This window comes from Pseudomonas frederiksbergensis (assembly GCF_900105495.1).
In the GTDB taxonomy this organism is placed as follows: domain Bacteria; phylum Pseudomonadota; class Gammaproteobacteria; order Pseudomonadales; family Pseudomonadaceae; genus Aquipseudomonas; species Aquipseudomonas frederiksbergensis.
Map to the genome: position 1 here is coordinate 3330078 of NZ_FNTF01000002.1, position 12171 is coordinate 3342248.

Consider the following 12171-nt stretch of genomic DNA (forward strand, 5'->3'; position numbering starts at 1 on the left):
AGCCAGTGAAATCTGTTGTCTCCACCACGCGCATCGCCGGATTCATATCTCTGGCCGTCGTCGCACATTTCGTGTTCGGTGCTGGTACGGCTGGCTTGCGTGGTTTCGCGTGCATTCATGTGGAAGGCACGGCCAGTTCCAGAGCTGGCGTGGCATCGACTATTTGTTGCTCGCACTTACCGGCTGAAACCCGGGGTAGTCGATGGCGAGGATCCTGAGCTGTTAAAGAGCGGCGGATCTCTCGACCCTTCGCAGCTGGTCCCGATGTGGGGACTGGCTTGCGATGGAGTGAACATTACTAGCGATAATATTGCTCGTCAAGACCGCAGGTAATAAAATAAATCACAGGTAATAAAAAGCCCGCTCAGTGGCGGGCTTATTTCACGCTTCGCAGTACTGTCGCCATCCGATCCTGACGGCGCCGCCGTCCAGATGCTCAATGCGCACGCCGCTCGTTTCTTCGATTTCCTGGATTACCTGTCGCCAAGCCTCTGGGCTTTCATCATCGTTGCGGGCGACGGTGACGACCTGGACCTTCTGAACGCCTGGAGCAGCTATCAGACGCTGGATGCGCCGACCTACCAATTCATATGAGTCTCTGGCATGCGAAGCGGGTGACGCGATTTGTGACATGGAAAAGCTCCTTGCTATAACTGTATGTATGTACAGTATTGTTCTTGCCATATTTTGGCAAGAAACATTGGCCTATTTGTTTCGGTAGCCGGGGTTTGCGAGCTTTTTCTCCAGGCACAAAAAAGCCCGCACTTGGCGGGCTCTATTCAGATTCTTTTATTCGTTCATGGCGCACGGCCACCATTGGTCGCCCAGAGTGCCATCATACTGAACGGTCCCTGTAACCTGACCCATAGATCACCACTAGGGGCTCCAATGAGAGAGGCACAGCGAAGACTGGCCATGACAGCTTGGCGCGAGCTATTCACACTGGCCGGAAGCCAAATGGACGCAGAGGTTAAGTAACTTCGGTCTGTTGAGGCGGGCTGACGCTATGGAACGCGCCGACCTTATCACCAGCGACGAGTGGATAAAGCTTGTCCAGCAGGCGGGGGCATTGCTTGCCAGCACCGCAGAGTGCATGGGCGGGCCAGGGTAGGGTAGAACGAAAAAGCCCGGCGCTAGGCCGGGCTCTTTATGCACGTGGCCAAATCCCTTTGGCTGACTGCAGTGTGCTTGGTAGGTGTGACGAAGGTGTGACAGACGGATACGAAAAGCCCGGTGCTGAGCTCAGGCTTTATACGGTAATGCCGCATTCAATGGATGCTGAGAAGGTCTCGGCCTACCAACGAAGACATCAAATTGAAGTATTCCGTATGTTCAGCCTTAGACTCTAAGTTGAAAATTCGGTCGCTATATTCTTCGGCTAGGTTGATGTGAGGAAGCACATCTTTTTCTCTTGATGCACTTGCGGAGTACACAAAGTATCTAGCTGAGTCCTCGCCAAGAAACTTTCTTCCCTCCATGAAAGTCATTACTTTCATTGTTGTTTCTTTGAACTTGGCGCTTGGATCATTCAAGTTAAAATCAATGGCTTCTGTAATGTGGAATTTACCATTTTTTAAAAGAAAGTCAGCCGTAAAGCCTGACTTGTCACTAAGGGGGTAATTGTGAACCACCTTGTGCCTGCTTAGATCGTCGTAGTCTTTTCCTAGCATATCCATTCCGTCGAATATGTTTTTTACATAGGTATGAATTCTTGAGCTTCTAACAGTTTTCTCTTTAGATGCATACGGCTTCACTAGTTCATTGAACAAGTTTGAAACTCTTTTTTCATATTGATTAATGTCATCAATTATAAAATAGGAAATTTCGCCCATAAATGAATTAGAAGAGTCAAACGTCTTTAGGAAACTAATCGCCTGTTCTGAAGTGGTCGCCCAAGCTGCAATCGACTCAAGACCTTTTTTAAGGGAGTCCAAATCAGCTACGCTTGAGGTGCCATCAATTACCCGTACTTTCGCGGATGCGTTCAGTACACGAACATCGACCTTTTGCTCTGTAAAGACGACCAGGCCAACATTGACTACCTCGCCTCGCTTAGGGTCAGGCATGTACTTAACTATTGAATATTTAAAGGTAATCACTTTATTACCTCCTACAATAATTTCATTAAAGAGTCGATTCTGTCGTGTCGCGCCTGCGAGCTCCACCAATCAATATATGACTTTCGATCATGTTTTGACATCCAAGACGATGGAAAGTTCTCTAGAATAGTCGAAACATCCTCACTGCTTATAACTCGAATCTCTTCAAGGCAAGCTACCGCTTCTGCGCGAATATAGTTCTTTGAAACGTTAAGCATGGAGAATATTAGCTGTGTCTTAGTGCTGGGGTGGGTAGCCTCAAAGCCAGAGTGTCCAACTTCAAAGCAAGCTTTGCTAAAGTCAAACGCCAGCGCAATAAGAGAATCGCCAAAACTGGTGCGCCATAAGTAGTTGTTCCAGTGGCGATCGACATTGTTTACAAATAAATCGAAGGCATACAATCTGCTAAAAAAGCTTTGCAGGTTTGTAACCTTTACGTTTCCGCGTAAAACGTTGTCGATGAATGTAGGGTAGTCAATTTTGCTATTGCCATTTATTACGCCTCCCTCCCACGCTGATCCGAAAGCCAACTCTCCAGTCGGCAATTTGATTAAGGAATAGGACGGAGTGGGGATCACCACGCGGTAAGCGAGCTCATAGCAAAAGAGCTCTGACGCAGGGATTTTGCCAGCGCCATCGCTGGTCGTTTTTACCGCGTAGTGTTTTCCGTCACGACCTTCGACGATAGTCTTGAGGTCGGCAGTGCCCAGAGTACTTGTGAAGGTCGTAATCGCATCCACAGGAATTAATGTCTTTTGATACCGAGCCTCTACTGGCAGTCGCTTTCCCGGCTCTTGGGTTGGATCGCTGTCATTGCCAGGGAGAATCTCATCGGTCATGGGTCCGTCCAAAAATATGATGAATGCTATTAAGGTGGAATTGCTTGCAGTCTAGTTGAGACTGGCACCGCTGAGCCAGCCCTATCGATGGGCTCGGAAAACCCTTCAGAAAAAAGACGAAGGTTCACGAACAGTTAAAGCTTTCCACGTACGCAATCCGTCATGCCTTTACCTCGCCGGCGTAAGCAGTCAGCCGATCCCGCCACATCAGTTCATCATTCAGCATGCCATCGTAATTCGTAGCGCTACCGCAGCCTCAAGCAGCTTATTCGCCTGGTTCGAGACAGCCGCCGCCAAGACATCATTTCCGGCGTCTTTCAGCATTGCCGCCAAATCGAGCAGTTTGCCAATCTCGATCTCAACGACGCGAACGGATTCAGTTATCTGGTATTGAACTGAGTGCGCCATGCCATCAACCCTCGTTCCAGATCCAAGACGGTATTCAATGAAGAACCCTGCGACTTTCGCCAATCCTGATCCGATCTAGCGCACGGATTAACGCATCCAAGGCATCGAGGAGGGCTTTCGCCTCGGTCTCTCGACCATCTCCCCAAAGGCGCTCAGCCATTTTGTTCAGTGCCTGGATCGATCTCTCGATATCTGCAGCACTTGCTGCAGTGTCGGCTGGCCGCTTCTTTGGCATTGTCAGAACTTCTGCAACGCTCGCACGACGACGCCCACGATCCGGCATTGCTCGTCAAACGGTTCAATCGGGTACCCAGGGTTCAACGGCTTCAGAAACAGCTTGCCGCCGTCATTGACCAGCTTCTTGAAGGTCGCTTCGTTGCTATCCGGCAGCTTGGCGATCACTAGCTTCCCGGGGGCAGCCTCTGCTTCCGTATCGACCAGAATTAGAGTCCCTTCGGTAATGCTTTGCCCAACCGGTGAAGTCATCGAGTCGCCTTTGACCTCAAGCCAAAACGCCGCACCTTTTGAGTCGTACTCGGAAAACTCATAGCGATCCGAGAAGCCGGCCGGGTAGGGCTCCACTGCTTCGGCCCATGCGCCAGCGGCGACCCAACTGATCACCGGGTAGCGGTAGGACTCAATGGGCTGACGGGATTCGCCGACGTTGGATTCTGAATAGCCAGAAATCCCCTTGATCTCTTTGGCCAGGCGCTCGCTGAAATCGGAAACCGGTACTTGGAGGTAGCGAGCGAACACTGCGGCGGCTTCAATATTTAGGGCATTTCGCCCGGTCAAGTAATGGCTTGCAGCGCTCTGGCTGTTCGCCTTCAAGCCCTCGATCGCAATCTTCTCTTGGCTGATCCCAAGAGCCTTCTTTTTTGCCTTGTAAATGGCATTCAGCGCGGAACACTCAGCCGCCTCTATCTCAGATAGGGGGCGTTTTTTGGCTGGCTTTTTATCAGGAATTTTCATCGGCCAACTGTATTACTTCGGGTATTAACATTCTAAGACCGCCGATATTGACTTAATAAAGACCGCAAGTAATACTTGTGCATGCATCGCGCAGGAGAATCCCGTATGCAACGCACACCACTTAAAGAGTTCGTGACAAAGGTCGGGCAGATCAAGGCTGCTGCCGCTCTTGGGCTTACCCAAGGCGGAATCAGCAAAGCAATTCGTGCAGATCGGGTCGTCTACGTGATCGAGCTCGAGGACGGATCTTTCAAGGCTGAAGAGATCAAGCCATTTCCCGGGCAAGTCCAGCGCCTTGCCAGCTAACCAACAACTCGCTGCGAGCTGAGCGAGGCAGTAGCCCGTTCGAAGCCGCGCAACTCTTCACGGTCAAGCCTCCTTCTAAGAGGGCTGGCAACTCGCTCAAACGCAGGCCAAAGCTTGAGCTGAGAAGACAGGGGAAGGGTGGAAGCAAGGGCGACCACCATGCAACAAAGGACGGATATCTCACCTTGCAATTCGGAATTAGAGGTCACGGATGCGTCCCTGATCAGTTGATGAACGAATGATCGCCTTGTTGGCATTACGCCGCCACGGAAACAGAAACGAGGTTTTACGAATGGACAAGTTCTTGCGGGCCTGCCACGACGCGGTCAAGGACAACGAAGCGAAGTCGCTTAGCGCCAAGATGGGAGTTCCGCATGTGAGCCTGCTCCAGCGCGCAAACCCGGACAACGATGCTCACCACCTGACCATCGAGCACCTGTACGGGATCTTGCTACACACCGGCGACAAAGGTCCGCTGGCAGCCTTGGCCGACGAGTTCAGTTTTGACTTGGTGGAGCGTGAGCGTCCGGCAGCGAAACCGCTGATGGTTGCGCTGTGCCATTTGACCGCCGAGTGCGGCGACGTCGGCCGACTGATCTTCGACGCCGCTTCTGACAACCACATCAGCCAGCACGAAAAAGCCCAGGGCGACAAAGCCATCCAGGAAGCCATCGACGCGCTGCACGTTCTGCGCGAGTCGCTGAAGGCTGCCTGAGTTTCAGGCACAAAAAAGCCGACGGAGAAGGTCGGCTGATTCGCAAAACTAGAGAGCGCCGATTATGCAGAGCCAACCCAATTCAAGCAATACCCCGAACCATGTCGCGACACGTTTTGTTAATCCCGAGAACGTGTCGCGCATCAAATATCGTTCTCAGGGAGTCAAGCAATGACTCCCGACAACATCATCCAGCTGAACAGCAGCAGGGGATTCACCCGTATGGACAACAGCCTGATGGAGGCTTTGGCTACGGTTGACCTGCCAGCGCGCGAATTGCGCGTTCTCATGGCCATTGCACGGCAGACCATCGGCTATCAACTCGAAACCAAGCGCCTGACCGCCGACGATATCGGCAAGCAGACCAACATGCGCCGAGACGTCACGTCGAAAGCGATCAGTCATCTCCTTGAGCGTCGAATCATTTTCCGGGTAGGGGGAAGCCGAGGTGATATCGGGATTTCCCCTATTCGCGAGTGGTCCTTCTATGAGGAAAAACCTGACCGTCTCACTGAGACCAAAACGTCTCACTCAGCCCAAATCGTCTCACTGAGACCTGAGGCGAGTGAGACCAAAACAGCAACTTGCCTTCTTTATACAAAGAAAGAACCCCTATTAACTCTTTCTTCGAAAGAGATTAATCCGCCCCAAGCGCAATTGGCTTCGCCGAAGCTTGAGCGCAAGAAGCCGTTCGGCAAAATCCAGATGCTGGCCAACAACCCAAACGCCATCCCTGAGCAACTGCTGGTCGACTGGTTGTCCCTACGCAAGACCAAGCGCGCCGCGACCACCGCGACCGTTTGGGATTCGCTGAACGCCGAGCTGGTCAAGTGCCAGGCCGATCACGGGATCGACGTGAAGACCGCCATGACGGAGGCACTGTCCGCTGGATGGCAGGGTTTCAAGGCTGAGTGGATCGCCAAGCGCCTGGCTGACCAGCCCACCGCCAAAACTGCCCCACCGAGCCGCCACACTGGCTTCACTGACCGCGACTACACCGCTGGCTTGATCAAGCGGGAGGATGGCACCTATGCGTTCTGAGCCTGTTCCGACAACCCCTGAGTTCCCGCCAGGAACTCGCATCCAGCCCGCCGACTGTGACACCCACGGCGAGTTCGAGCAGAAGATCTTCTCGGTCATCGGCCGCGAGCTGAAGACCGGTTGCCCCGAGTGTTCCCGCATTGCCCAGGAAGCGACGGATGAGTCCGAGCGCCAGAGTAAGGCGCTGATGCTCCGCATGGCCATGGAGCGCAAGCTTGGCTCGGCGCTGATCCCGAAGCGCTTCGCTGGCAAGACCTTCGAGGGCTACGTGGCCACCACCGCCGAGCAGCAGAAAGCGCTGAACACCTGCCGCCGCTACGCCGCTGAGTTCTCGCAGGTCGCCGAGTCGGGCCGCTGCCTGTTGCTGCTGGGCAAACCGGGAACGGGCAAAACGCACCTGTCCGTGGCGATCGCCAACGAGATCATGGCCAGATCGAGCGCCACCGCCGTGTACCGCACTGTCGGCGCCGTGCTGCAAGCGATTCGCGCCAGCTACGACCGGACCAGCGAGCAGAGTGAAAGCCAGATCTTGTCGAGCCTCATCAGCCCCTCTCTGCTGATCCTCGATGAGATCGGCGTCAGCAAGGAAAAGCCCAGCGACTTCGAGCTGACCACGCTGTTCGCAATCATCAACGGCCGTTACGAGGAGCAGCGCCCGACGGTGATCGTTTCCAACCTCGACGCCAAGGCACTGCCGGCCGCCATCGGCGAACGCTGCGCGGATCGTCTGCGGGAGGGTGGAGTGATCGTCATTCCGTTCGAGTGGGAATCTCAGCGCGGCAAGGAGGGTTTCTGATGATCCCTAAATCTGCAAACACACTGGCCTGCACCTTCGCCGGCTTTGCCATCGGCGTGTTCTGCGTCCTGATCACAATGGCGGTGACGGCATGAGCGACAAAATCAGTGTCAACAGCCAGGCCAAGCTCTCTGAGGCCATCACCTGCCTGACCACCATGTACCGCGACAAGAAGTTCGTAGTGGTTTCCCTGCGCCCGGGCAAGGACCGCACGCTCGATCAGAACTCATTGTGGTTCGGAATGTACAAGCGCATCGCCGAGATGACTCAGATCGGCGATGCGGCCGACGCCCGTCGCTACTGCAAACTGCACTTCGGCGTGCAGATCCTGCTGAACGAGGATTCAGGATTCCAGGCTGCGTGGTACCGGGTCATGCGCCATCTGCCCTACGAGGAGAAGCTGGCAATGATGGGGGAGTGCAAGTTGTTCGGCCCGGACGGCTTCCCGGTGACCAGCCTGTTCAATCGCGCCCAGGGAGTCCAGTACACCGACCGCATCGCCACGTTCTTCACCGGCCAAGGCGTGGTCTTCACCGATTTGCTGAGCAAGGAGGCTGCATGATCGCCAAGCAACCCAAGCCGAAAACCTGCAAGAACCCGGCGTGCGGCATCAGCTTCCCGCCGCAGCGCTTGGGTCAGGCGGTGTGCAGCCCTAAGTGTGGCCTGGCCATCAAGGATGTGAATCAGGAGAAGGCTCGCAAGTCGCTGGCCCAGATCGAGCGCAAAGAGATCAAGGTCCGCAAGGAGAAGCTGAAGAGCCGGGCCGACCACCTCAAGGACACGCAGATCGCCTTCAATGCATGGGTACGCGAGCGGGATGCTGAGTTGCCGTGCATCAGCTGCGGACGGCACCACCAGGGCAAGTACGACGCGGGGCATTATCGCACCGTCGGCAGCAACCCCGCACTGCGCTTCGAGCCGCTGAATTGCCATCGCCAGTGCTCGCCGTGCAACACCCAGCTGTCTGGGAACATCGTCAATTACCGCATCGCGCTGGTGAAGCGGATCGGGGTCGAGTCCGTCGACTGGCTGGAAGGTCCGCATGAGCCGAAGAAGTACACCATCGAAGAACTGAAGGCGATGACCGCTGACTATCGGGCAAAGACCAGAGACTTGAAAAAGGACGCAGCATGAAACTGATCAACGCAAGACAGGTATGGACCGAAGCTCAGCACGAATCGAACGCGTCTATCAGCGCGGTGGCAATCGACAAGGGCGAATCGGCGCCGGTACAGAAGGGCAACCGCATGCGCCGCCATGAGGCCGTGTTTGCCGCCCTGGGCGATGACAAGGAAGAACGCATCCAGATCGTTCGGCAGAAGATCAGCATCAGCGAGACACGCCGTACACCTATTGGCCGATCTACCGCACGCGCCGCGCACCTGGCAACCATCGGCAAGGTCTTGCGCGCCATCGACACACTGCCGTTCCAGGTGCAGCAGTTCGGTCACTACCTCTACCACCCTGCAATGACCATGCGCCACGTTATGAATGCAGTACTGCTGATTACCGCGCACGCCAAGTTGCCAGACCTGACATCGGCCAAGCGCGTGAAGGCGCAGTACCTGGTGACCCTGGCGCTGCAATCGTACAAGGGTGAGGTCGTCGGGGCGGCAGAGTGGGGGCCGGCTCGGGTCGCCGCCGAGATGAAGACTTTCTTCGGCGTGACGATTGATCCGAAGAACTGGACGCGAGACTGGCTCGACCTATGGGAATCCCTAAAAGAAGTGATCGCTGAAGTGGATATTCAGGCACAACAACCGGTATGGCAGGTGATTCACGCGGAAAAAGAAGAAGAGGCGGCATAATAATATTGACATGACGGGGGATTGCACGTACTTTTCCCATAGTGCGCAACTTACCTCCAGCGCAAGCCTCTTCTAAAGCCCGGCCATTGAGTCGGGCTTTTTTATGGAATATCTGTAAAAATCGGTAATTCCCATTGATCGGATGTGACAGATGTTCGCTCTTGCAGTATCACTTGTTGATTTCGTAGATCTACCTAGCGATTTTGTAGCCATCGCCAAGGCATGGCAGCCTAAAAAGAAGGTCCCAGGGCCATTTTGGGCAGTGTGGTTTGAAGGGAAAATTGTGGCGATTTACTTGGACCCCAACAAAGCCTTCGCCCACATGCTTGATCTACAGCCAATGGTGAACACGGGGAAGATACCGAGAAAGCAGACCATCAACGATGTGGACACCCCTGCGTTGATATTGAAGCGACGGTTGGCAAAAGTAGCCCGGGAAGATTCATCTGATTCTACGAAGACTCCGTAGGTCCGACCCATTAGATTCGCAGTAAACAAATTTAAGGCCTCGCCATTGTGCGGGGCTTTTTCGTTTTCGGCTCCACCACAACCATCGCTCTGAGCTGGGAGTGCTGCTGGAGTCGGATCTATCAATCTCCCCAAGAGGGAGTCATTGGATTCTCAATCATGCCGGACAGACCTGAGAGCTGGACCAAGTTCTGGGAGGCAATGAGCAATCCACTCCTACAGGGCGCAATTATGGCGATCCTCATCTCCCTCTTGCGCGTGCTCTATGACGCCAAAGAAACCAGCAAGCGCCGAATCATCTTCGAGGCGCTGATCTGCGGAGGCCTGAGCCTGTCAGCCAGTAGCGTTATCGCCTGGATGGAGTGGCCATCGAACCTTTCGGTCGCGGCCGGTGGTGCTATTGGCTTTCTTGGCGTCACAGCCATTCGTGAGCTGGTGACCCGCTTCCTGGGTCGCAAGGTTGATTCGTTATGAAGGCCTTTGCAGCTGCAGCAATCATCGCCCTCGTTGCCTGCCTGTTGCTGGGTATCCAGCACTACCAGGTCATTGCACTCGAAGGGCAGGTGACGATCGAGGCCAAGGGCAAGCAGGACGCCATCGCGGCCAACACCGAGAGCCAGGCGACCATCACCACGTTACGGGCCGAAGCCCAGCGCAATGCTGACTACCTGAAAGACCTGAACAAGCGAATCAAGGCCAGCGAAGACAAAGCCAAAAAGGCGAGGAAAGACTTTGAAGATCTCAAGCGCAACAGCAAGCCTGTTCGTGATTGGGCTGCTCAGCCTCTGCCTGACGGCCTGCGCGGGAAGCCCGGCAGTGGTAACAAAGACACAGGCAGTAAGAATTGAAGCGCCTGAGCTAATTCCCTGTGAGCGGATCGACGCGACCGAGTCTGAGGCTGGCCTTCGCCTGAACGGCGATGTGTGGGAGCTCAAGGATCAGGCCATCAAGCTGCTGGACACGTGTGCTGACCAGGTGGACGCCCAGATCAAGCGCAGTCAGAGCAAGTAGTCCGCGACACGTTTCGCGAATCATCAAATCGTGTCGCGACATTGGAGAGAGTCATGAGCGATCAGTCAGGCGAGCACGCCCACTGGGTGAACGATGGACGAGGGCGGCGGTTGATATTCATCGACGGCGAGCGCATCAGCTGGGTGCTATACGCCGACACCAAAGCCGGAATAGCAGTGGTGTGTGATGACCCGCCTACTTGCTTGGATGGCGAACACATCGACTTCCACCCTGTATGGGGCGAGATCACTGTGGTTCCTGTGGAGGGTGCATGACCAATGTCACCCGCCTGCATCATGCATTGCCACTTAGTCCTGCCATCAACCAGGCGATCACTGGACTGGATAGCGCCATTGCCAAAGCGATTGACGCCGCCAAGGGCGCCGGCCTTCCTCAAGGCTTGGTCGTATCGCTGCTGCACGGGCACGCGCTGATGCAGACCAACATCATGGTGAGCTGAATGACCGTCAAGGTTCTGGAATTCAAGCGGGAGGACTGGCGCGACGCCGCCAAAACCCTGCGCAAGATTGCTGATGATCTCGATGCCGGCGAGCATCCGGATTGTACTGTTGGAGCCTTAACCCTGATCGGCCCAAAAGGCGAGGTTACAGTGTTCGGGTTGGGGCCTAAGTGCGACGACCTGCAGTGCTTGGGTGCCATGCGTCTGGGTGAGCAGAAGTTGATTGATGTGCTGCTGGATGGCGGGGAAGGGTAGGTGTGCCGCAGGTGAGTGCGGCACGAAAGCTTAAATCATCCAGCGGTCAACGATTTGGAAAGACTACACATTGCACCAATGGCTGGGATGCTGCGATGCACTCCTCACCTCGTTCGTGCAACGGCTGATAGAGACTTCCCAAAATGAATCCCATGATCGCGCAAACCACGCAGTAGATCTTAGGTCGTTCTTTAGGGCCATCTGTGCCGTTTGCATACGCGATACCCTTCCGCACTTGGCGGGATAGCAAGTAAAGCAAAGGACACAAGACTGCTAAAGCAAAGCTGAAAAGACCAATCGTAGGGGTCATATCTGTTTCTCAAAAGCTGATAGGGAGCTCAATCCTTTGTGCGGTTCTCAGTTCAGCCAAAAAATGACGCCATTTAAATGACTGACTAATTGGATCCAATTAATACAGGCTACTCGCCATCTTTTCAATCCCCCTTTCGAACTATCAGGGAAAACTCATGACAACCAAGCAACCCGACTGGGAGGCAATCGAACGCGCCTACCGGGCCGGGATGCTTTCTTTGCGAGCAATGGCGGAACAGTTCGGCTCCAAGGAGTCGACAATCCGCAGTAGGGCATCCAAGAACGGATGGAAGATGGATTTGACCGCCCAGGTAAAGGCGGCGACCAAAGAGAAGCTTTCGCGCAGTACTTCGCGCACGACTGTCGCGCAATCGGATGTGCGCGAAGATGCGCAGATTATCGAGGAAGCCTCCGACGTGGCGGCCTCTATCGTGCTGTCGCACCGCACCGATCTTGCGCAATGGCGTGGTATAGCCAACAAGTTGCGCGATGCGCTCGATACGCTACCGGTTACGGAAGACAACCACGGTGACTTCGCCCGATCCTTGAACGCTGGCGTTGACGCACAGCTGAAGGTCATCAAGGGCGAACGCCAGGCCTATAACCTCGACACGGAGACAGGTGACAAGACAGTCAGCGACCTGGCCGCGATGATGGACGAACTATCGAAGGAAGCCTGAC

20 protein-coding genes are annotated in these 12171 nt (G+C 54.7%); 14 read left to right on the forward strand and 6 right to left on the reverse strand.

All coding sequences use genetic code 11. The annotated features are described in order from the left end of the window. Positions 1-381: 381 nt before the first annotated feature. The 6 genes from BLW70_RS15655 to BLW70_RS15680 form a co-directional block, all read right to left on the reverse strand. A complete protein-coding gene (locus BLW70_RS15655) occupies positions 382-633 on the reverse strand; it encodes a DUF1654 domain-containing protein (protein WP_074875360.1) in 252 nt (83 codons plus the stop codon). Between the two features lie 635 nt (positions 634-1268). Continuing rightward, a complete protein-coding gene (locus BLW70_RS15660) occupies positions 1269-2099 on the reverse strand; it encodes a DUF3037 domain-containing protein (protein ID WP_074875362.1) in 831 nt (276 codons plus the stop codon). A gap of 11 nt (positions 2100-2110) precedes the next feature. Then, positions 2111-2938, reverse strand: coding sequence for a HipA family kinase (locus BLW70_RS15665; protein ID WP_074875364.1), 828 nt, complete (start codon positions 2936-2938; stop codon positions 2111-2113). Between the two features lie 219 nt (positions 2939-3157). Then, positions 3158-3409 carry a hypothetical protein gene (locus BLW70_RS15670; RefSeq protein ID WP_235865002.1) on the reverse strand — a complete coding sequence of 84 codons (252 nt, stop codon included), beginning with the start codon at positions 3407-3409 and terminating at the stop codon, positions 3158-3160. After that, a complete protein-coding gene (locus BLW70_RS31100) occupies positions 3381-3581 on the reverse strand; it encodes a hypothetical protein (protein WP_074875368.1) in 201 nt (66 codons plus the stop codon). The genes BLW70_RS15670 and BLW70_RS31100 overlap by 29 nt, the downstream gene beginning before the upstream one ends. A 2-nt stretch (positions 3582-3583) precedes the next feature. After that, positions 3584-4318: a LexA family transcriptional regulator gene (locus BLW70_RS15680; protein WP_083383373.1), complete on the reverse strand. Its 735-nt coding sequence runs from the start codon at positions 4316-4318 to the stop codon at positions 3584-3586. Positions 4319-4423: 105 nt separating this feature from the next. Between BLW70_RS15680 and BLW70_RS15685 the strand changes: the two genes are divergently transcribed. The 14 genes from BLW70_RS15685 to BLW70_RS15760 all read left to right on the forward strand — a co-directional run bounded on the left by BLW70_RS15685 (position 4424) and on the right by BLW70_RS15760 (position 12170). Continuing rightward, positions 4424-4624, forward strand: a complete 201-nt coding sequence (locus BLW70_RS15685) for a Cro/CI family transcriptional regulator (protein WP_074875370.1) — start codon at positions 4424-4426, stop codon at positions 4622-4624. Positions 4625-4916: 292 nt separating this feature from the next. Next, complete coding sequence (locus BLW70_RS15690) at positions 4917-5339, forward strand: phage regulatory CII family protein (protein WP_074875372.1); 423 nt, start codon at positions 4917-4919, stop codon at positions 5337-5339. Between the two features lie 171 nt (positions 5340-5510). Then, positions 5511-6380 (forward strand): replication protein, encoded by an 870-nt coding sequence (locus BLW70_RS15695; RefSeq protein WP_074875373.1) that lies wholly within the window; start codon positions 5511-5513, stop codon positions 6378-6380. Continuing rightward, positions 6370-7176, forward strand: a complete 807-nt coding sequence (locus BLW70_RS15700; protein ID WP_074875374.1) for an ATP-binding protein — start codon at positions 6370-6372, stop codon at positions 7174-7176. Before BLW70_RS15695 ends, BLW70_RS15700 begins: the two co-directional genes overlap by 11 nt. 91 nt (positions 7177-7267) lie before the next feature. Continuing rightward, positions 7268-7738 carry a hypothetical protein gene (locus tag BLW70_RS15705; RefSeq protein WP_074875375.1) on the forward strand — a complete coding sequence of 157 codons (471 nt, stop codon included), beginning with the start codon at positions 7268-7270 and terminating at the stop codon, positions 7736-7738. After that, positions 7735-8310: a recombination protein NinG gene (locus BLW70_RS15710; RefSeq protein WP_074875376.1), complete on the forward strand. Its 576-nt coding sequence runs from the start codon at positions 7735-7737 to the stop codon at positions 8308-8310. The genes BLW70_RS15705 and BLW70_RS15710 overlap by 4 nt, the downstream gene beginning before the upstream one ends. Continuing rightward, complete coding sequence (locus tag BLW70_RS15715) at positions 8307-8984, forward strand: hypothetical protein (protein WP_074875377.1); 678 nt, start codon at positions 8307-8309, stop codon at positions 8982-8984. Before BLW70_RS15710 ends, BLW70_RS15715 begins: the two co-directional genes overlap by 4 nt. Before the next feature lie 151 nt (positions 8985-9135). Then, complete coding sequence (locus BLW70_RS15720) at positions 9136-9453, forward strand: hypothetical protein (protein WP_074875379.1); 318 nt, start codon at positions 9136-9138, stop codon at positions 9451-9453. A 158-nt stretch (positions 9454-9611) separates the two neighbouring features. Beyond that, positions 9612-9926 carry a phage holin, lambda family gene (locus BLW70_RS15725; protein ID WP_074875381.1) on the forward strand — a complete coding sequence of 105 codons (315 nt, stop codon included), beginning with the start codon at positions 9612-9614 and terminating at the stop codon, positions 9924-9926. Next, positions 9923-10300, forward strand: a complete 378-nt coding sequence (locus BLW70_RS15730) for a hypothetical protein (protein WP_074875383.1) — start codon at positions 9923-9925, stop codon at positions 10298-10300. Before BLW70_RS15725 ends, BLW70_RS15730 begins: the two co-directional genes overlap by 4 nt. 216 nt (positions 10301-10516) lie before the next feature. Further along, positions 10517-10738: a hypothetical protein gene (locus tag BLW70_RS15740; protein WP_074875387.1), complete on the forward strand. Its 222-nt coding sequence runs from the start codon at positions 10517-10519 to the stop codon at positions 10736-10738. Further along, positions 10735-10923: a hypothetical protein gene (locus BLW70_RS15745; protein ID WP_074875389.1), complete on the forward strand. Its 189-nt coding sequence runs from the start codon at positions 10735-10737 to the stop codon at positions 10921-10923. Before BLW70_RS15740 ends, BLW70_RS15745 begins: the two co-directional genes overlap by 4 nt. After that, on the forward strand, positions 10924-11178 hold the full coding sequence (locus tag BLW70_RS15750) for a hypothetical protein (protein ID WP_074875391.1): 255 nt from the start codon (positions 10924-10926) through the stop codon (positions 11176-11178). Positions 11179-11645: 467 nt separating this feature from the next. Next, positions 11646-12170, forward strand: a complete 525-nt coding sequence (locus tag BLW70_RS15760; protein ID WP_074875396.1) for a hypothetical protein — start codon at positions 11646-11648, stop codon at positions 12168-12170. The last annotated feature ends 1 nt before the right edge of the window (position 12171 follow it).